This window comes from Meiothermus sp. CFH 77666 (assembly GCF_017497985.1).
In the GTDB taxonomy this organism is placed as follows: domain Bacteria; phylum Deinococcota; class Deinococci; order Deinococcales; family Thermaceae; genus Meiothermus.
On sequence record NZ_JAGDFV010000007.1, the window covers coordinates 1 to 18,821 of the forward strand.

The 18,821-nt window shown below is 63.4% G+C and carries 16 protein-coding genes and 1 pseudogene; 3 read left to right on the top strand and 14 right to left on the bottom strand.

Annotated features, from left to right (window positions below; genetic code table 11):
- The 14 genes and pseudogenes from J3L12_RS05205 to J3L12_RS05270 all read right to left on the bottom strand — a co-directional run.
- Nucleotides 1-313, bottom strand: a pseudogene (locus J3L12_RS05205) (hypothetical protein); the annotation flags it as partial.
- A 37-nt stretch (nucleotides 314-350) separates the two neighbouring features.
- Complete coding sequence (locus tag J3L12_RS05210; RefSeq protein WP_208013987.1) at nucleotides 351-1,964, bottom strand: AAA domain-containing protein; 1,614 nt, start codon at nucleotides 1,962-1,964, stop codon at nucleotides 351-353.
- 84 nt (nucleotides 1,965-2,048) lie between these two features.
- A complete protein-coding gene (locus J3L12_RS05215; RefSeq protein ID WP_208013988.1) occupies nucleotides 2,049-2,198 on the bottom strand; it encodes a hypothetical protein in 150 nt (49 codons plus the stop codon).
- Nucleotides 2,162-2,590, bottom strand: a complete 429-nt coding sequence (locus tag J3L12_RS05220) for a transposase (protein ID WP_208013989.1) — start codon at nucleotides 2,588-2,590, stop codon at nucleotides 2,162-2,164. The genes J3L12_RS05215 and J3L12_RS05220 overlap by 37 nt, the downstream gene beginning before the upstream one ends.
- A gap of 29 nt (nucleotides 2,591-2,619) precedes the next feature.
- On the bottom strand, nucleotides 2,620-3,078 hold the full coding sequence (locus J3L12_RS05225) for a helix-turn-helix domain-containing protein (RefSeq protein ID WP_208013990.1): 459 nt from the start codon (nucleotides 3,076-3,078) through the stop codon (nucleotides 2,620-2,622).
- Nucleotides 3,079-3,172: 94 nt separating this feature from the next.
- Nucleotides 3,173-4,897 (bottom strand): DUF294 nucleotidyltransferase-like domain-containing protein, encoded by a 1,725-nt coding sequence (locus J3L12_RS05230; RefSeq protein ID WP_208013991.1) that lies wholly within the window; start codon nucleotides 4,895-4,897, stop codon nucleotides 3,173-3,175.
- A 41-nt stretch (nucleotides 4,898-4,938) separates the two neighbouring features.
- On the bottom strand, nucleotides 4,939-5,634 hold the full coding sequence (locus tag J3L12_RS05235; RefSeq protein ID WP_208013992.1) for a gamma-glutamyl-gamma-aminobutyrate hydrolase: 696 nt from the start codon (nucleotides 5,632-5,634) through the stop codon (nucleotides 4,939-4,941).
- A gap of 53 nt (nucleotides 5,635-5,687) precedes the next feature.
- A complete protein-coding gene (locus tag J3L12_RS05240; RefSeq protein WP_208013993.1) occupies nucleotides 5,688-7,082 on the bottom strand; it encodes an aldehyde dehydrogenase family protein in 1,395 nt (464 codons plus the stop codon).
- A 10-nt stretch (nucleotides 7,083-7,092) separates the two neighbouring features.
- On the bottom strand, nucleotides 7,093-7,863 hold the full coding sequence (locus J3L12_RS05245) for a glucose 1-dehydrogenase (protein ID WP_208013994.1): 771 nt from the start codon (nucleotides 7,861-7,863) through the stop codon (nucleotides 7,093-7,095).
- A gap of 74 nt (nucleotides 7,864-7,937) precedes the next feature.
- Complete coding sequence (locus J3L12_RS05250; protein WP_208013995.1) at nucleotides 7,938-9,314, bottom strand: glutamine synthetase family protein; 1,377 nt, start codon at nucleotides 9,312-9,314, stop codon at nucleotides 7,938-7,940.
- A 205-nt stretch (nucleotides 9,315-9,519) separates the two neighbouring features.
- Nucleotides 9,520-10,977 carry an ethanolamine permease gene (gene eat / locus J3L12_RS05255; protein WP_208013996.1) on the bottom strand — a complete coding sequence of 486 codons (1,458 nt, stop codon included), beginning with the start codon at nucleotides 10,975-10,977 and terminating at the stop codon, nucleotides 9,520-9,522.
- A gap of 25 nt (nucleotides 10,978-11,002) precedes the next feature.
- On the bottom strand, nucleotides 11,003-12,421 hold the full coding sequence (locus tag J3L12_RS05260; protein ID WP_243454968.1) for a PLP-dependent aminotransferase family protein: 1,419 nt from the start codon (nucleotides 12,419-12,421) through the stop codon (nucleotides 11,003-11,005).
- 246 nt (nucleotides 12,422-12,667) lie between these two features.
- Nucleotides 12,668-14,557, bottom strand: coding sequence for a ribosomal protection-like ABC-F family protein (gene abc-f / locus J3L12_RS05265; RefSeq protein WP_208013998.1), 1,890 nt, complete (start codon nucleotides 14,555-14,557; stop codon nucleotides 12,668-12,670).
- A gap of 270 nt (nucleotides 14,558-14,827) precedes the next feature.
- Nucleotides 14,828-15,394 (bottom strand): glycerol-3-phosphate acyltransferase, encoded by a 567-nt coding sequence (locus J3L12_RS05270; RefSeq protein WP_208013999.1) that lies wholly within the window; start codon nucleotides 15,392-15,394, stop codon nucleotides 14,828-14,830.
- Nucleotides 15,395-15,695: 301 nt separating this feature from the next.
- On the opposite strand from J3L12_RS05270, the gene J3L12_RS05275 reads away from it, so the two are divergent.
- The 3 genes from J3L12_RS05275 (at nucleotide 15,696) to J3L12_RS05285 (ending at nucleotide 18,810) form a co-directional block, all read left to right on the top strand.
- The gene (locus tag J3L12_RS05275) at nucleotides 15,696-16,724 is read left to right on the top strand and encodes a LacI family DNA-binding transcriptional regulator (protein WP_208014000.1); all 1,029 of its coding nucleotides are present in this window, start codon (nucleotides 15,696-15,698) and stop codon (nucleotides 16,722-16,724) included.
- Nucleotides 16,725-16,785: 61 nt separating this feature from the next.
- Nucleotides 16,786-17,985 (top strand): aminofutalosine synthase MqnE, encoded by a 1,200-nt coding sequence (gene mqnE / locus J3L12_RS05280; protein ID WP_208014001.1) that lies wholly within the window; start codon nucleotides 16,786-16,788, stop codon nucleotides 17,983-17,985.
- Nucleotides 17,986-17,994: 9 nt separating this feature from the next.
- Nucleotides 17,995-18,810, top strand: a complete 816-nt coding sequence (locus tag J3L12_RS05285; RefSeq protein WP_208014002.1) for a menaquinone biosynthesis protein — start codon at nucleotides 17,995-17,997, stop codon at nucleotides 18,808-18,810.
- Nucleotides 18,811-18,821 lie beyond the last annotated feature (11 nt).

Consider the following 18,821-nt stretch of genomic DNA (forward strand, 5'->3'; position numbering starts at 1 on the left):
AGAACAAGCTGGGTTCGGCCAGAAAATGTACGACCAAAGCTTGGTACTGGAGTAGTCGTCGCTGCAAACGGGTGCGTTCAGGTAGATGGGGGAAGCAGTCACCCAGGTTGGCGACCAGCCACAGGTAGAACCGGCGGAATGAGCCGCCTTTGAGGCTGAACATCAGCCCGATGGTGACCAACTCACTAAGGCTGAGCTTGGCTTGTTGATGTTCATGCTGTTCAGCCTTCGAACGCAGGGCATCGTCTACCCCAACGTACATCACCAAAGCAACGTCTTCCAGCGATAGAATGCATCTCGGGTCTGGCCGCATACACCAGACCCTATTCCTTTCTCCCGCTACTTTTCAACTAGCACCAGTGATTAGATAAAGGCATCAAGCCGTTCGTGTGTACTTTACCGGGTATCCAGTTGTGCCCTTTATCTTCATACTCCCGCACAAGGCGGGCTGCTTCAGAAGGGGCATAACCGCTTCCGGCAGCAACCACCTCCCGATACTCCCCACCCAGGGCTTCGATTAGCTTTTGTCGTTTTTCCGCCAATTCCCTTAGCAAACGCTCACGAGCCTTTTCAAGGGTGCGGGACTCCTCATCGAGCTTCTCAGCACCCTGGCCTATTTTCTCTGTAATGAAGGCAACCGATGCCTCGAGCTGTCGCCGGCTCTCCTGGTCGCTGTCCAAAACACTCACACACAGGGGCTGCAGTTCTGGGGCTACCTTGTCGCGCAGCACCCGAAGGGCTTTGGAGGTGTGAGCCGTAACCAATACGCTTTTCCCCTCTGCTAACAACTGGCCTATGAGATTGGCGATGGTGTGGGTCTTCCCTGTGCCCGGTGGACCCTGCACTACAAGGCCCGTGTGTTTGCGTACATTCTTAAAAACCAAAAGTTGCTCACGGTTGATGGGCTTGCTCACCAATACATCTTCATAGTCCCAGCTTCGGAGATCAGACTCAGTTGCATCCAAAGAGGTTTGGCCGGTAATGCTCGCACCCGCCTCTACCCCTACCACCCGTTGCAACGGCGTAAGATCGCCTATGCGCTTCGGCAGTACCTCAAGTACCCCTTCAACAACTCTCGAGAACCCCTGGCTGCGTGGACGCAAAAACAGCACCGGCACTCGACCTATAAACAGCCTGTTGGAATCCCTTGGAGGAAGACTGTTTCCAATAAACTCCCCAGATAGATGTAAGCGATTGACTACGTAAATATAAAACTCAGAGGTCTCCGGCGCTAGCGGATGATAGCTCCCATCTTCTAGCTTCTTTCTAATATCCGGCTCCGCTCCAGCATCCCCACTGAACTCCCTAAGTGCGGCTCCGTATAACTCCGGCGGTGAATCCGCTTCAACTATGCGAAACTCGGGTTTGACTTTATCCGGCTCAAACTCGAGCTGCACCCGTTGCAACAAAAGCGGGTGGTACACGCTCTTACCCTGATGGCTCCAGCTCAGGATTCCGTCCCCCAGCACCAGCTCCAACCGGTCGCCTTCACGGTCAAGCTGACCTTTTAGGGCGTAAAAATCTTCAAAAACCTTTTGAGCAGCCAGGTTGGGGCGTTCAGCAATGGCCCAGGTTTTCCACTCCTGAAGCCAATCCTGCCATGCTTTCTCGCGGCGTGAATCTTCCGCAAACAGGATTATTCGGGGTTCCCCTTCCACATCCAGCTCGCGCGATTCAACTCGAACAGGCTGGTTGTTAGGATCATTGAGCGGGCCCTCTATCCAGCCCTCCAGTAAACTAGGAGGCGTTGGGGGTGGCGATAATTTTGGTCGAGCCACTCGAAAGATGTAGTCAAGGGCCTCACCTGAGAAGCCCACAAAGGCTACATCGGGGTGCTTTGGCAGCGTGTCGAGATGGTATCTCCAGGAATACTGGTCTAAAGCAGTGGGGAGCGGGTTCCTGATATCGTGAAGCTCCCTCAGGAACTTAAATAGCCGAGTAGCACGGTCGTTTGCCACTTCCATTTGGTTACATTATGCCGTAGAAGAGTACCTCTGGCAGTGACAAATTCCATCCCAGCTATTAACTACACCGTCGTATTATTTCCTTTACACCAGATACCTCTTGGCGAACTTCTGCCGGGCATCCTGCACCGTGAACTGCCAGCGCACCGTGACCCGACGTCGGTTACGCTCAGCTACCCAGGCCCGCACCTCCCGCTCTAAAGCTGCCTGGCCCTGGAAGGGGTGTAGTTCCACTCCCACCGCTCCATCAGGGCGAAGGCTTGCTCTGCCGGCAGATGGGCGTAGAAAGAGGCGGGGCTGTGGGTGGAAAGATTATCCTGCACCAGGCGGATCCGCTGGGCTTGGGGGAACTGCTCCTGCAGGTACTGCATGAACCGGGTGTACTCCCGGCCGCTTCGCCGGGCATAGACCTGAACCCAGCGCCGCCCGGTAGCCGGCTCAAAAGCCATGAACAGACTACAACTGCCGTTCTTCTGGTAGGCGTAGTGCTGCCGTTTAGGCTGCCCGGGTTCCATCAAGAGGGGGGTCAAGACCTCACCGATCAGGAAGCAGGGGCGTTCGTCAAAGCAGACCAGGGGATAGGCCGGGTCATAGGGGAGGGCATACAGGTGCAACAGGTGCTCCATCCGGGCCAGGAAGCCCCCGTCCAGCCTGCCTAGACACCAGCTTCTGACCTGATGGGGTTGGAGTTGGTTTTTTTGAGGATGCGTCCTACCGTATCAAAGTGGATACTCTCCACCCAGCCCAACTCCACCACCCGATCGGCCAGCAGCCGCAAGCTCCAGCGGCCATACCCCTCGGGCGGGTCGCTGCAGGCCAGGGCGGTGATCTTGGCCCGAAGAACCCCGTCAAAGCGTGGTTTGCGCCCTGAGCGAGGCTGGTCGTAGATGCACTGGAGGCGTTCTTGCTGAAAACGCCGCCGCAGGTTGACCAGGGTGGTGCGGCTAAGGCCTACTTGCGAAGCGATCTCTCGATCCTTCAGACCCTGATGGGCCAGCAGCAGGGCCTGGGCCCGTTTGTAGACCTGTACCTCCACGGTACCCTTCTTGCACAGGTGCAGCAGGCTACTGCGTTCTTTCCTTTGCAACCGCACTGGGTAGAGTTGATTTTGCATGTTGTCAGTGTACAGGCATCTGTACGACTGTGTATTAACCGTGCCAAAAAGCAACAAGAAAGCGATGTTATCTGACAAACCACCAAAAAGGACTTCACAACAACTGCAACCGAAACCGCCCCGCCAACGCCTGCTGGGCCTGGCGGATGCGCCAGAAGACCTGGCGCAGCATCTGCTGCTCGCGGGGGCTGAGGGAGGATTGGGCCACGCGGTTGGAGGGGGGCTGGCCCCGGCTCAGGGCCTCGAGCTGGTGCTTGAGGCGCAGGTGGGAGAGGAACACAAACGCCTCGCTCAGGTCTTCGGCTTCTTCCCTGGGGAGGAGCCTGGCCTCGGCGGCGGCCCGCAGGCGCTCCAGGGTGGGGCGGGCCAGCGAGCCAGCCTCGAGGCCATACACCCGGGCCAGCGCCACGATGGCCGCCAGGCCCCCTTTCTTCAGGTTGACCTGGCCCTCCTCCCAGTGGATGCGGCCCAGAAACCCCAGCGGCGGGGTGAAGACCAGGGCCGAGCGGGCCAGGGCGGTCAGGAAATGGCGGCTCCTGGCGGCCTGGCGCAGGTAGTGGTGCAGGGGCTCCAGCGAGAGCGAGCCGGCAATCGGGCGAAAGTCCAGAAAAATCTGCGCCTCCAAAAGCGCATCCCCTTGGGGTTCCGCAAGCCAGGCGCGAAAGTGGGCCTCCCACTCAGAAAGGGCGTAGCCCCAGCGGTCGGCCATGTAGCCCCCGGGGCAGGGGGGGAACCCAGCCTCCATTAGCCCGGAGAGCACCTGCTGGGCCAGGGTCTGGAAGTAGGGGCGGGCCTGGGGGTTCTGGTAGGCCAGGGCGTTGTCCTGGTCGGTCAGGAGGGCCTGCTCGGTGCGGCCCTCGGAGCCCAGGGCCAGCCAGGCGTAGGGGCAGGGGGGCGGGCCCAAGCGGGCTTCAGCGAGGCGCAGGAGGCTCCGGGTGAGGGCGTCGTTCAGCAGGCTCACCTGGCGGGTGATGGCCGGCAGACTGAAGCCTGCGGCCAACATCTGCCGCACGATGCCGTGAAGCCGCTCGCGGTACTCGGCCAGTAGACCGAGGTCGCTCCCTTCCTCCAGGCGGCGCAGCAGGGCCAGCGGGGTCTGCAACCAGCGGCGCAAAAAGAGCCGGTCGGTCAGGAGGCCCACCACCCTATCCCCCTCCACCAGGGGCAGGTGGTGGATGCCCTGCGCCTCCATGTAGGCCAGGGCTTCGTAGAGGGGGGCGCGGGCCGGCAGGGTGCGGGCCGGAGCGCTGGCCACCGAGAGGGCGGGGGCGCTGGAGGGCCGCTCCTCGGCCAGCACCCGGTTGCGCAGGTCGCGGTCGGTAAGGATGGCCAGGCCGGTTGGCGTGCGCAGGAGCAGGGCGCTCACCCCGGTGTCGCGCATGCGGCGGGCGGCCTGGGCCACACTTGCTTCGGCCTCGAGCCAGACTGCCGCTTCGGCCACCTCGCGGGCCTCTTGCCCCAGGTCGGGCAGGCTCAGGGCCGCAGGCTGCAAAAGCCGGAGCCGCTCGGCCAGACGGGCACTGAAGAAGAGGGCAAAGGCAGGTCTTTCCAAAAGGCGGCGGAAGGCTTCCTTGCTCAAAAGCAAGCACTCGGCCTCGCCCTCGGCCCGCACCGTCAGGCTGGGGGGCTGCTGGCCCAAGAGCGAGGGGTAGCCAAAAGCCTCGCCGGGCTCGAGCCAGGCCACCCCCTGTCCGTCCTGCTCGAGGCGCACCGCCCCCTGGTAGACCACAAATAGCCCCTCGGCCTCGGGCTGGGCCGGGGAAAGGATCACCTCGCCCGGTGCAAAACGCACCCGGCGCAAGGCCCCCTCGAGGCCCACCCAGTCGGCCTCGGCCAGCGTATCGAAGGGCGGGTACTGCTTCAGGAAGGCCCGGTAGCGAGAAAACTCCGAATCCAGCCCGCCACCTCCTTCGCGGTGGGCTCCAAGGCAAAGCTGGCCCTGGCCTCGGCGTAGCGGGCCTCGCCCACCCGCTCGCGCCGCTGCTCGAGCAGCGCTTCAGCAAAGGCTTTTGGAAACTCGGGGTGGGGCTGCATCCCCAGCACGTTCTCCCCTACCTGAATAAAGGCATGGGGGCTGAACTCGCTCCCCCCCAGCACCACCGCCCCCGGCGGGAGCACGGTAATCTGGTCCTGGCAGGAAAGGATCAGCCGGACTTCCTCCAGCGGCGGCGTCATCCAGGGAGCCTTCTGGTACACCGAAAACCGGTGCACCCCCACCCCCCAGCCCAGGGGCCAGCGCTCCACCTTACCCCCCAGGGCCTGCCCGATCATCTGGTGCCCAAAACAGACCCCCACCAAGCGGCTCTGGGAGGCCGCTATCGCCCGCACGAAGTCTTCCAGGGGGGGTATCCAGGGCAGGGGGTCGTAAACCGAGGCGCGGGAGCCAGTAATCAGGTAACCCGAAAAATCTTCCACCCGGGCGGGGTAGGCTCCCTTTCGCACGTCGAAGGGGGTGAGGGCCAGGCCCAGGAGCCGCTCGAACATGGCGGGGTAGTCGCCCGCAATGCCCTCGAGGCCCGGTGGGGGGTCGTCGCAGACCAAAACAGCAACCTTCATAGGCGTCCTCGGCGGCAGTAGCGGCTGGAAGCGAGGCGCTGGGCCACCTTCGCTCAAGCCTTACGCAGATGATACGACTTGGGCCGGGTCAGCTGCTCGTAGCCCAGCATGGAGAGCGAGCAGCCCCGCCCGGACTCCTTGACGCCGGTCCAGGCCAGGGCGGGGTCGAGGTAGTCGCAGCGGTTGAGGAAGACCGTGCCGGTCTCTATGCCCGCTCCAAGCTCCAGCGCGGCCCCCTCGTCCCGGCTCCAGATGGAGGCGGTAAGGCCGTAGGGGGAGTCGTTCATCAGGGCCAGGGCTTCCTCGTCGCTTCGCACTTTCATAATCCCCACCACCGGGCCAAAGCTTTCCTCCACCATGACCCGCATCCGGTGGTTCACGTCCACCAGCACCTGGGGTGCCAGGTAGGGGGTGCCGGGGGCGTCGGCGGGGAAGTGGCGAGGGTCTATGAGGGCCTTCGCACCCTGGGCCACCGCCTCGGCAATCTGGCCCCGCACGAACTCAGCGGCCTCGGTGCGCACCATGGGGCCCAGGGTGGTCTCGGGGTCTAAGGGGTTGCCCAGCCTGAGCTTCAGGGTCTCGGCCACAAAAGCCTCCAGGAAGGGCTCGTAAATGGCCTCGTGCACGTAGATGCGCTCCACCCCGCAGCAGGACTGGCCCGAGTTGAACATGGCCCCGTCCACCAGGTTCACCGCACTGAACTCGAGGTCGGCGTCCGGGCGCACGTAGGCCGGATCCTTGCCGCCCAGCTCCAGCGCCACCCCCTTGAAGTGCCCCGCCGCGGCCCGCTCCACCGCCCGCCCCCCGGCCACAGAGCCGGTAAAGGCCACGAAGGCCACCCGTGGGTCGGCAATGGCCTGGGCCACCAGGTCGTGGTCCATGTGCAGGTACTGGAAGACCCCCTCGGGCAGTCCGGCCTCCTGGAAGGCCCAGGCGTAGCGCTCGGCCACCAGGGGGGTCTGGGCAGAGTGCTTCAAGAGCACCACGTTCCCGGCCAGGAGGGCCGGCACGATGGTATTGACCGAGGTCAGGTAGGGGTAGTTCCAGGGGGCCAGCACCAGCACCACCCCCAGAGGCTCCCGCCGGATGAAGCGGGTGAAACCCGGCAGTTCATCCACCGGAACGTCCTTCAAGGCCGCCGGGGCGATGCGGGTCATGTAGCGGGCCCGCTCGGCAAAGCCGCCCGTAATCTCCTTTGGGCTATAGCGGATGGGGCGGCCCATCTGCCAGGTGAGCTCTTCGGCCACCGCGTCCACTGCCCCCTGCATCACCTCTACCATTCGACTTACGACACCCATCCGCTCTTCCAGCGGGGTTTTGGCCCAGGCTTTTTGCGCCTGGGCGGCGCGGGCCAGGGCGGCCTCGAGCTCTTCTGGCCCAGCCAGTTCCCGCTCGACATAGACCCGCCCATCCACCGGGCTGATGGTTTTTTGAGTGGTTTTGGTCACTGCTGCACTCCTACTCCGGGGTAACGTAGGCCGCCGTGATGCCCCCGTCCACCAGCAACGCCGCCCCGGTCATGAAGGAAGACGACGGACTGGCCAGAAACAAGGCAGCCTGGGCGATTTCGCTCGCCTGACCGAAGCGGCCCATGGGGATGTGCACCAGGCGACGCTGGCGCTTTTCCGGGGTGTTCAGGTACTTCATCAAGAGTTCGGTCTGCAAGGGCCCCGGGCAGAGGGCGTTGACCCTGATGTTCTCGCGGGCATGGATAACCGCCAGCTCGCGGGTCATGGAGAGCACCGCCCCTTTGCTAGCGGTGTAGGCCAGTTGGGGCGTGGCCGCGCCCAGGAAGGCCACAAAGGAGGCGGTGTTGATGACCACCCCACCCCCCGCCCGGCGCAAGGCCGGGATGCCGTACTTGCAGCCCAGAAAGACCCCCTTCACGTTCACCGCAAAGGTCAGATCCCACACCGCCTCGCTGGTGTGGATGGCGTCGTCGTCGTCGGCGTGGGAGATGCCGGCGTTGTTGAAGAGGATGTCGAGCCGCCCAAAAGCTTGCTCGGCTTCCTGCACCATGCGCTCGGCATCGGCGGCCTTAGAGACGTCAGCCTGCACGAAGTGGGCCTGGCCCCCTGCAGCCCGGATGCGCTCGGCGGTCTCCTGGCCTTTTTCCGAGACGTCCACCGTTACCACCCGTGCCCCCTCGCGGGCGAAGAGCAGGGCCGCCTCGAGGCCAATCCCGCTTGCAGCGCCGGTGATGAGGGCCACCTTATCGGTTAGTTGCATGTACACCTCCAAAGTTGTTGCAGGTCGCAGGACGCAGGTCGGCCAACGATAGCTCGCCTGGTGCGACCCGTGACTTATATACGCTCGAAATACCGCTTGCGCTCCCAGTCGGTCACGGCCCGGTTGAAGGCCTGCCACTCGGTGCGGAAGAAGTGGGTGTAGTGCTCGTGGGCGGCCTCGCCCAGCGCCGCTTTGGCGAAGGCGCTCTGCGCGAAGCCCTCCACCGCCTCGCCCAGGGTGTAGGGTACGCGGGGCAGGTGGCGGGCCTGGTAGATGTCGCCCTGGAAGATGGCGGGTGGGGTGAGGTTTCGCTCGAGGCCATCCAGGCCAGAAGCCAGGGCCGCAGCCAGCGCCAGATAAGGGTTCAGGTCGGCCCCGCCGATGCGGCACTCGATGCGCAACGAAGAGCCGTGCCCCACCACCCGGAACCCGGCGGTGCGGTTGTCGTAGCTCCAGGCCAGCCGGGTGGGGGCCCAGGAGCCGTCCTCGTAGCGCTTGTAAGAGTTCACCGTGGGGGCGTAGAAGGGCATCAGGTCGGGTACGTGGGCAATCCAGCCCGCCAGAAACTGCCCGAAGACCTTAGACCCCTTCACCGGCCCGTAGCTTTCCTCCCCGGCAAAGGCGTTCTGCCCATCTTTCCAGAGCGAAAGGTGGATGTGGCTGGAGGAGCCCGCCTGGCCGTGGTGGGGCTTGGCCATGAAGGTCACCGAGAGGCCCATGCTGTCGGCAATTTCCTTGAGGCACTGTTTGAACAGCACGTGCCGGTCGGCCATTTCCAGGGCCTCGGCGTAGCGCACATTGACCTCGTGCTGCCCCAGGCCCCACTCGCCCTTGGAGTTCTCCACCGGGATCCCCGAGGCCTTGAGGTGCCGCCGCGCCGCAGCGGTAAAGGGCTCCTCGCGGGTGCCCTGCATCAGGTGATAGTCCTCCAGGTAGTAGCCGGCGGGCTCGAGGCCAGCATAGCCCTGCCGGTGGGCTTCCTGGTAGGGAATCTGGTACAGGTAGTATTCCAGCTCCGAGGCGGCCATCACCGTGTAACCCAGGGCTTGGGCCCGCTCGAGCTGGCGCTTCAGCAGCGTGCGGGGCGCTACCTCCACCAGCGCGTGGGTGCGCTCGTCTTCCAGGTCGCAGAGCACAATGGCGCTTTTCTCGAGCCAGGTCGCGGGCCGCAGGGTGGCCAGGTCGGGCACCAGGTGAAAGTCGCCGTAGCCCAGCTCCCAGTTGGCAAAGCGGTAGCCCTGCACCGGCTCCATCTCCATGTCGGTGGTGAGCAGGTAGTCGCAGCCGTGGGTGCCGTGGTGGGCCACGTGCTCCACGAAGAACTCGGCCTCGAAGCGCTTGCCCATGAGCCGCCCGTAGTGGTCAGGAAAGGCCACCAGCACGGTCTCAATCTCGCCCGCGCTTACCTTTTGTGCCAGCCAGTTGAGTTTTTCTTCGGCGCTTTGCGCCATTCATACCTCCTTGGGTTATACGCCAGAAGTCGAACCCAGAAACGTGCAGTCCTGCGTCGAACCCCATGGGCAACAGGTGGGCTTCTTGGTGCCTCAACCAGTACCGGTTATCCATCGGGGCCTCCACGGTAAGCGCAAAAACGCCCACGGGGTGGCTAACTGCTTCACCAGGTTGAGCCGTCTAACAAGCTTACCGTGGGGTGAATTAACGAATCTCCCGCTGCGCCTCGGCAATGAGGGCGGCCTCTTCCTCGGGGGCCTGGGCCACCAGGCGGAAGCGGCTATAGAACCAGTAGTAGGCCATCATCAGCACCACGAAGACGGCAGTGCCCACCACGCCGGGCCGGTAGCTCTCCACCGCGAAGGTAGCGCCCAGGCAGACCAGTGCCAGAATGGCCCCCACCCAGGCCCCCGGCACGCCCAGGGGGCTCTTGTAGGGCCGGGGCAGATCGGGGCGGGTGCGGGCCAGGCGGATATAGGCGAACATCACCATGGCATAGGAGATCACCGCACCAAAGACCGCCATGTTCAAAAGCGCGGCCCCCACGCTATCGGAGAAGGTGCTGATCAGCACGCACATCAAGAAGCCCACCACCGCACCCAGGATGAGCGCAAAGTGCGGGGTGTGGTAGCGGCTCACGATGGAAAGCCCGGTAGGCAGATAGCCGGCCCTCGAGAGGGCAAAAATGAGCCGCCCGTAGGCGTAGATGATGGCGTGGAAGCTGGCCACCAAGCCGGTAATGGCAATGAGCGTCAGGAAGGTGCTGGTCGCCGCATCACCAAAGACTGCCTTGAAGCCGAGTTCCAGGGGGGCGCCCGACTCCCCTACTTCCTTGGCACCCGCCACGCCGGTATTGAGAATCAGGGTCAGCACCGAGAGCACCAGCAGGGTCAGGATGCCCAGAATAAGCGCCCGGGGCATGTCGCGCACCACGTCGTGCGACTCCTCGGCGGCCAGGGGTAACTGCTCGATGGCCAGGTAGAACCAGATGGCAAAGGGCAGGGCCGCAAAAACCCCGTACCAGCCGAAGGGGAGGAAGCTCGAGCCCCCCTCTGCCGGCGCAATGTTAAAGACCTTATCCCAGCTAAACGCACCGGAGAACCCGGCGGCTACGTAGAAAAAGACCAGCACCGCCAGCGCCAGCAGGGTCACGATCAGCGAGACCCGGAGGGTCAGGGCGGTGCCGCGGATATTGATACCCACAAAGATAGCGTAAAAGACCGCCCACCAGATCCAGGCCGGCACCCCCGGGATCAGGGCGTTCATGTAGCCCGCAATGCCCACCACAATCACCGCTGGGGTGATCACGTACTCGATGAGGTCGGTCACCCCGTTCAGATAGGCCCAGTTGGGGCCAAAGGCGTTGCGGGTGAAGGAGTAAAAGCCTCCGGCGTGGGGCAGGGCGGTGGAGAGCTCGGCGATGGAGAGCACCATGGTCACATACATCACCGCTACCACGATGGTGGCCAGCAAAAGCCCGCCAAAGCCCCCCGCAGCCAGCCCGAAGTTCCAGCCGAAGAAGTCGCCCGAGATAACCGCCCCCACCCCCAGGCCCCACAAAAGCACCCAGCCCGCGCTCTTGCGCAGGCGCCGCTTCTCCAGATAGGTGTTGTCTACATCTACGTAGTGTGCCCCGCGTACTTCTTTGGGTTTGTTGTCCATGTGAGCTACCTCCCACCAGCCCGCTTCAAGCCCGTTCGTATGAAACCCGCAGACGGATCAGTTTTGCCAGCTCTTTCACCCCCTCTTCCAGACCTTCGGCGGTCTGGGCTCCAAAACACAGCCGGAAGTGCATGGCCTGGTCGGCCTGTACCAAAAAAACCTCACCCGGAGTAATGGCCACCCCCTGGGCCAGGGCCTGGTGGTGCAGCTCGAGGTTCGAAAACAGCCGGGGCAGGCTGACCCAGCAGGAGAACCCCCCTTCGGGATGGCTCCAGCACACACCTTCAGGCATGTGGCGCTTCAGGGCCTGGAGCAGCACATCCCGGCGCTTCTGGTAGATGGGAATCACCTGCCTCAGGTGCTGCTTGAGACCGCCCTGGCGGATGAACTGGGCCGCCGCCCGCTGCAACAGGGGCGGGGGGCCGGTGATGTCGGAGACGTTGTGCAGGGCGGTGAAGCGCTCGAGCAGGGCCGGAGAGGCCACCAAATAGCCAATGCGGAGCCCCGGCATCAGCACCTTGGAAAGGCTGGCCAGATGAACGACCTGGGCTTCCAGGCCCATCTCCTGGGCCAGGGCCAACAGCGGGGTGGGGGGCACCTTCTGGTAGCTCAAAAGGCCCAGGGTGTCGTCTTCGACCAGGGTAAAGCCGTAGGTCTGGGCCAGCTCCAGAAGCCGCCTGAGCCGCTCTTCGCGGAAGCGCAGCCCGGTGGGGTTGTGGTAGCTGGGAATGGTGTAGTAAAAGCGGGGGCGGTGGCGTTTTAGCAGGGCCTCGAGCTCCTCCAGCCGGGGGCCTTCTGCATCCAGCTGCACTGGCAGGGGTTTGAGGCGGAACTGCTTGAGGATGCCCAACAAACCCAGGTAGGTGGGCTCTTCCAGGAGCACCTCTTCGCCGGGTTCGGCCAGGGCCCGGCAGACCAGGGCCAGCCCCTGCAACCCCCCCACCGTAACCAGCACCTCTTCGGGGTCGGCCCTCACCCCGCGCTGTTCGAGCAGCTCGCTAAGGGAGACCCTGAGCTCCGGCTCCCCCATTACCGAGCCGTAGCCAAACACCTCTTTGGCCAGGGGTTTGAACGCCTCCAGGCAGGCCCAAAAAGCTTCGTAGGGAAAGAGCGCCGGGTCGGCGGTAGCCAGGGCCAGGTTGTGCAGTACCCGGGTGTGCTGCAAGCGGTGCAGGTCGGAGAGCACCGAGTCGGGCTCCAGCCGCTCGCTAAAGCTGGGCTGTGCGGTGGGCTGGGCCTGCGCACTCACAAAAGTACCCCGCCCCACCACCGACTCGATCAGCCCGTCGGTTTGCAGCTCGCGGTAGGCGTTGTGAATGGTGAGGCGGGTGGTGCCGACCTCGCGGGCCAGGGCCCGTACCGTGGGCAGGCGGGTGCCGGGGGGTAGTTCGCCCTTGGCAATGCGGGTGCGAAACTCCTCGGCAATATGACGGTACAACGCCATATGTTTGTCATGCCGAAGCTTGACCCGCATCCCCATAGGCCCTCCACTGGATGGAGGGCATTATATGCACAAGGTTAAAGCGGGGGAAAGGTACAAGTGAGCAGATTGTGCTAGGACAATCTTATATGACCTAAGACAAATCCTGAGTTGGATTATGCTTTTATCCAAACCTTTTGCACACAGGAAGACGGTGGACTGGTTGCGGTTCTGGCCGCCCAGGCAGTACAACCCCTGGGCTCACCCCACTCAAGCCAGGCCCTCGAGCCCATCTGCCACCTCCGCCCAGCGGCTAAAGGCCTGCTCGAGGGCAGCCTCGAGCCGGTGCTGCTCCTGGGCAATCTGGGTGTACTCGCTGTGGTGCAGGCCCGGCTGGTTGGCCCTGGCCAGCGTCGCCTCAAGCTGGGCCTCGAGTTCGGCAATCTCGGCTTCCAGGCGTTCTTTCTCGCGCTCCAGATGCCAGCGCCCTTTGGCCCTGGGGGGCTTCGGATTCTGGGTTTCGACCCTGGAGACCGGACGCCCCTGCTTCCTGGGCACCACCTCGGCTTTGCGGCGCTCGAGGTACTCGCCGGGCGGGCCTGGATAGTCGGCAAACTCCCCCTCGTAAACGTGCCAGGTGCGCGTGGCCAGTTGATCGAGGAAAAACAGGTCGTGCGAGACCAGCAGCAGGGTGCCGGGGTAGGCCAGCAGGGCTTGCTCGAGGGCCTCCACCGTTTCTAAATCCAGGTGGTTGGTGGGCTCGTCCAGCACCAGCAGGCTGGCTTGCTGCAACGAGAGCGCCAGCAGGGCCAGCCGGGCCCGCTCGCCCCCGGACAGGCTCTTTACCTGCTTGTACTGGGCTTCGTAGGGAAACATCCAGGCCCCCAGCGCAGCATGGGCCTTCTCGCCCAGCATCCGGTAAAGCGTCTCGAACAGGGTGAGTTCGGGGTCGAAGCCCGAAAGCTTCTGGTCGTAGTAGCCAACCCGCACCCCCGGCCCGGTTTTGACCCGGCCCGCGGGGTGGTCGGAAGGCAGCAGCCCCAGGAGCACCTTGAGCAGGGTGGTTTTGCCAGCCCCGTTAGGGCCAATGATAGCGATGCGCTCGCCATTCCGAACCAGCAGATTAGGAATTTCAAAGAGCCTCCGCGCCCCCAGGGTTTTTTGCAGGTTCCAGCCCTCCAATACCCGCTCGGCGGTGACCTCTTTTTCGACTGGAAAGCGTATCCGCACGGTGGGGTCGTCCGACTCGGGAGCTTCGGCCGCCTCCTGCATGAACTGCTCCAGGCGAGCTTCCAGGCTGTGAAGCCGCCTGGCGTGTTTGGCGCTGCTATGAGCCCAGCGCTGGGCCTGCTCCAGGATGCCCTCGCGCCGCTCCTTTTCCTTGAGCCAGTTGGCATATTCGCGGGCTTCCTGTTCTTCCTGTAGCGCCCGTTCGCGGCGAAAAGCGGAGTAGTTGCCTTCGTAGAGCTTGAGCCTGCCCTTGCGCAGCCAGGCCACCCGCTCCGTCACCTGGTCGAGAAACTGCCGGTCGTGCGAGACCGTGACCGTGGCCCCCCCGAAGGATTGCAGGAAGTTCACCAGCCAGGCCACCATCTCGAGGTCGAGGTGGTTGGTGGGCTCGTCCAGCAAGAGCGCATCCGCCCCCGAAAGCAGCAAAGCGCCCAGTGCCAGCCGCCGGGTCTCGCCCCCCGAGAGTACGCTGGCTTTTTCCTGTTCCCGCCCCTCGAAGCGCAACCCCTTGAGCACGGCCTCGTAACGCGAACGCTGCTGATAGCCCCCAATGGCCTCGTAGCGCTCGTGCAGCTCTTCCCAGCGATGGTAGACCTCGGGATCGGCCAGGTGGGTTTCCAGCCGGGCCAGTTCGGCTTCCATGGCCTGTATCCGGGCAAACCCACGCTTGAGCACGCTTTCTACGGTATCGCCGGGGCCGTACTGGGGATCCTGGGGCAGCAGCTCGAGGTGCACCCCCTCGGTACGGTGAACACGCCCCGAGCTAGGCTGCAACTCCCCCATCAGCAAGCGCATCAGGGTAGTCTTGCCCGAGCCATTGGCCCCCACCAGGGCCAGGCGGTCGCCGTGGCGCAGTTCCAGGCTCACCCCATCCAGCAGGTCGCGCGCGCCCAGGGTGTATTCGATTTGCTCGGCAAAAACAATCCGCACAACAGCCAGTTTAGCAAGCGGAGCATTCTGGGAGACTTGCCGGGGTTGAATGGGGTGCGTCCCAAAATCAACCAATGAACCCAGACGGTCAATCCCCCTTGGGGTGCTGCACAAAGCTCTATCCAAGCCCCCGTAGGGGTACTCGGTCTGCGCCGGAAGGTCAGTGCCGCTATGGTGATCGGCATCCAGAGGGGTTTCACGGCGAGTTGGGGTTGTTGAGGCTGGTTGAAACAGGGACACACCCGGTTGAATGTGATCGAATTCGTCTCATCAGCCCTTCCGGGTCATTCGCAAACCCCGCAAGGCCACCGCCAGGCTCACCCCCAGAAACGCCCAGAACCCCATGCCAGTGGGCCAGAATGCGATCAGGGCGTAGATGTACCCCACCAGGGCCCCCACCGGAATGGGGTACCAGCTACCCCGATGGTTTTTCCAGTACAGTTGCCAGTACAGGCCCGCTACGGCCAAACCAATCCCCACAGCCACCAGCGTGAGGGTGGGGTACAAATAGCCAAAAAAACCCAGGGTGGGGGCAATGCCCCCCCCGCCCCGAAAGCCGAAGTAGAGTGGCCAGTTATGGCCCGCCACCACCGCCAACCCCATCAGGGGCATGGCCCAGGGCGCCTGGGCCCACTGGCTCAGGTAGGCCACCAGAACCCCCTTGAGCACATCGGCCAGTGCCACCGCAATACCCCATGCAGGCCCCAGTTGTCGAAAAGTCCCACTGGCGCCGGGGGTATCCCGTTCGGCCAGGTTGAAACCCCGGATAATCCCGGCAATGCGCCCAAAGCTGAGCGAACCCACCAGATAGGCCACCACCACCCACACCAAGTCCATAGCCACTGCTTTCTATGCTAAACGGTTTGGGCGACAACCATTGAGTTGCCAATAGCCAAAATAAAGACCAACGCAAGGCCCTAAACCAACCTTCTGGCAAGGGTTATGAAACACCTCCTTCACCAAGCGATACCAACTCTGGGTGGTGGGTATTGAATGTCTCGACCCCACCTCCCACTTCCCACCTCCTACCTCCTTGTAAAGATGGCATGCAGTTTTTGGGTTCTCGTAGCCCAGATTGTGTGATAAACTAAGGTCGGATTCATAAAGAAAGCGCTTCCATACAAAAAAGGAACGTGCTGTGGCCAAACGCAAACCCACCATCCACGAAGTCGCCCACCTTGCCAAGGTCGGTATTGGCACGGTCAGCCGGGTTCTCAACAACCACCCCTCGGTGCGCCCGGAGACCCGCAACCGGGTTCTTGCGGCCATGGCCAGCCTGGGCTACAGCCCCAACCCCCACGCCAGACGGGTGGCCGGGGGACGCAGTTACACCGTTTCGTTTGTTCTTCCGGTTATCTCGACTGAGTTTTATAACCGCCTGCTCGAGGGCATCGAGCACATTCTGACCGAAGAGCGCTACGAAATTGCGCTTTTCCCCATTCTTTCCCCGAGCCGCCTCGAGCGCTACCTGGAAAGCCGCTCACTGGCCTACCAGACCGATGGACTGCTGGTTTCCTCCCAGGGCCTGGCCCATCTGCTACCCAACCAGAAGTTCCCCACCGAGCGTCCGGTGGTGCTGGTAGATGCCTACAGCCCGCGCTACGACTCGGCCTTCATGGACAACCGCCTGGGCGGGCAGATGGCCGCAGAGCACCTAGCCCAGTTCCCCGGCGCCATGTTTGCCATCCAGGTCCAGGAAGAACTCGACGAGGTGCTGAAAAACACCGTAGGTCAGGAACGCATCGAGGGCTTCCGGGAAGGGCTACGCAAAGCGGGCAAGTCCCTCCCCAGCTCGCATGTGTTCGTGTCGCGCTTTTCTGCCGAAGGGGGACGGCTGGCCTTACAGCACTTCCTGCGGCTCTCCAAGCCCCCTTTCAACATCTTCGCCGGGGCCGATCTGCTGGCCCTGGGGGTGCTGGAGGAGGCCGAGCGGCAGGGCCTGAAGGTTGGTGAGCAGGTACGCCTGCTGGGCTTCGACGGCCACCCCTGGACCGCTGCCAAAGGCCTCTCCACCCTGGCTCAGCCCATCGAGGAGATGGGGGCCGAGGCCGCCCGCATGCTGCTGGAGCGCATTCGTGGCTATAAGGGCAGCCCCCGGGCCCGGCGCTTCGAGCCCACCCTGGTCGTCCGAGGCTCTACCCAGCCCCACAACGTTTACGCCGATTGACCGCTCCAATCGTCAGCCAAGTACCAGGTTTCACAACCGGGCAGTGTTAGGATTGTCTCTGATGAATGCGGCCTCCCCCTCCGTTGGCGCTTCACGGTTCGTTCCCCTGGTGCGCGATCCCAAGCTGCTGCCCATCCTCGAGAAAGTAGAGGCAGGACAGCGCCTGACCTTCGACGAAGGAATGGCGCTCTACCACACCCCCGACTACAACACCCTGATGTGGCTGGCCAACCGGGTGCGCGAGCGTAAGCACGGCAACAAGACCTACTTTGTACACTCCATGCGGCTCGAGTTCACCAACATCTGCTACGTGGGCTGTACCTTCTGTGCCTTTGCGGCCAAAAAAGGCGAGGCGCGGGCCTGGGATTATAGCGTGGAGGACGTGGTGGCCAAAGTGCGCGAAAAGTGGGAGCCGGGCCTGACCGAGCTGCACATGTCCAGCGGCCACCACCCCAACCGCCCCTGGAGCTACTACCCCGAGATGGTGCGGGCCTTGAACGAAAACTTCCCCGGTATCCAGGTGAAGGCTTTCACCGCCGCCGAAATTGAGCACCTCTCCAAAATCAGCAAGAAACCCACCCTCGAGGTCTTGCGCGAGCTGAAGGAGGCCGGCCTGGTGGCCCTGCCCGGCGGTGGGGCGGAAATCTTCGCCGAGCGGGTGCGCCGCCAGATTGCCAAGAACAAGGTCAAGGCCGAGAAGTGGCTGCAAATCCACCGCGAGGCCCACAGCCTGGGAATCCGCACCAACGCCACCATGCTCTACGGGCACATCGAAACCCTGGAAGAGCGCCTCGACCACATGGATCGGCTGCGCAAGCTGCAAGACGAAACCGGGGGTTTTTACAGCTTCATCCCCCTGGCCTTCCAGCCCGACGCCAACGCGCTGGCCTTCAACCTGGGCAAGACCGAGTTCACCACCGGCCTCGACGACCTGCGTAACCTGGCCGTGGCCCGGCTCTACCTGGACAACTTCGACCACATCAAGGGCTACTGGGTGATGATCTCCTCCGACCTGGTGCAAGTAGCGCTCGACTGGGGCGTCTCCGATATTGACGGCACCATCATCGAGGAGCACATCGCCCACGCCGCCGGAGCCACCTCGCCCCTGGGCCTCTCCCGTCAGAAGATGGTGCAGCTCATCCAGGCGGCCGGGCGCGTGCCGGTCGAGCGGGATGCGCTGTACAACGAGCTGCGCATCTATGCCGGTAGCCAATGGCCGATGGCCAATAGCCAGACCCCTACCCAAGCCCACCGCCATTAGCCATCCGCCATGAGCTATATATTGGGTGTCCCCCGCTACGCCAACACCGCCCCGCTCTACCACTTCCTGGAGGAGGGGGACGGGGTGGTTTTTCGCTACGGCGTGCCCACCGAGCTCAACCGCTGGCTTCTGGAGGGCTCGGTAGACCTGAGCCTGGTTTCTTCCTATTTCTATCTGGAAAACGCCGAACACCTGCGGCCCCTGCCCGACTTCAGCGTGGCCGACCTGGGGCCGGTGTACTCGGTTAATCTGTTCCACCAAAAGCCCTGGAGCGAGCTCCGGCACATTGCCCTGACCACCGAGAGCGCCACCTCGGTGCGGCTGTTGCAACATCTGCTCGAGGCCGACGGAATCGAGGCCCGGTTCACCCCCGAGCAGGGCGGCCTCGAGCTCCTGGAGCGCTACGACGGGGTGCTCCTGATTGGCGACCGGGCCATTACCACTTACTTTGGCCTGCTCTCCATCATCCCCGAGTCGGTGCACCAGGTGCCCACCCAGGTCGAGGGCATTCGCATAACCGACCTCTCGATGCGCTGGTTCGAGCAGACCCGGCTGCCCTTTGTGTTTGCGGTCTGGGCCACCCGCAAAACCGCCCCCCCACCGCCCGAAATTATCCGGCGGCTACGGGCCGCCCGTTCGCTGGGGCTGGGCAACCTGGCCGCCGTGGCCGGCACCGAGGCCCAGCGCCTGAACGTGCCCGAGCGCCTGATGCAGCACTACCTGTGGAACTTCCGCTACCACCTGGAAGCCCCCGACCGGCTGGGCCTGCAAGCCTTTGCCCAGGCTGTGGGGCTGCCCTATCCCGACGACTACTGGGATGTGTAGTCAGATTTGGT

Bases quoted from the DNA above. Each gene is read 5' to 3' on its own strand.
- J3L12_RS05210 (WP_208013987.1), bottom strand. From the start codon at position 1,964: ATGGAAGTGGCAAACGACCGTGCTACTCGGCTATTTAAGTTCCTGAGG.
- J3L12_RS05220 (WP_208013989.1), bottom strand. From the start codon at position 2,590: ATGGAGCACCTGTTGCACCTGTATGCCCTCCCCTATGACCCGGCCTAT.
- J3L12_RS05225 (WP_208013990.1), bottom strand. From the start codon at position 3,078: ATGCAAAATCAACTCTACCCAGTGCGGTTGCAAAGGAAAGAACGCAGT.
- J3L12_RS05235 (WP_208013992.1), bottom strand. From the start codon at position 5,634: ATGAAGGTTGCTGTTTTGGTCTGCGACGACCCCCCACCGGGCCTCGAG.
- J3L12_RS05245 (WP_208013994.1), bottom strand. From the start codon at position 7,863: ATGCAACTAACCGATAAGGTGGCCCTCATCACCGGCGCTGCAAGCGGG.
- J3L12_RS05250 (WP_208013995.1), bottom strand. From the start codon at position 9,314: ATGGCGCAAAGCGCCGAAGAAAAACTCAACTGGCTGGCACAAAAGGTA.
- eat (WP_208013996.1), bottom strand. From the start codon at position 10,977: ATGGACAACAAACCCAAAGAAGTACGCGGGGCACACTACGTAGATGTA.
- J3L12_RS05260 (WP_243454968.1), bottom strand. From the start codon at position 12,421: ATGGCGTTGTACCGTCATATTGCCGAGGAGTTTCGCACCCGCATTGCC.
- J3L12_RS05270 (WP_208013999.1), bottom strand. From the start codon at position 15,394: ATGGACTTGGTGTGGGTGGTGGTGGCCTATCTGGTGGGTTCGCTCAGC.
- mqnE (WP_208014001.1), top strand. From the start codon at position 16,786: ATGAATGCGGCCTCCCCCTCCGTTGGCGCTTCACGGTTCGTTCCCCTG.
- J3L12_RS05285 (WP_208014002.1), top strand. From the start codon at position 17,995: ATGAGCTATATATTGGGTGTCCCCCGCTACGCCAACACCGCCCCGCTC.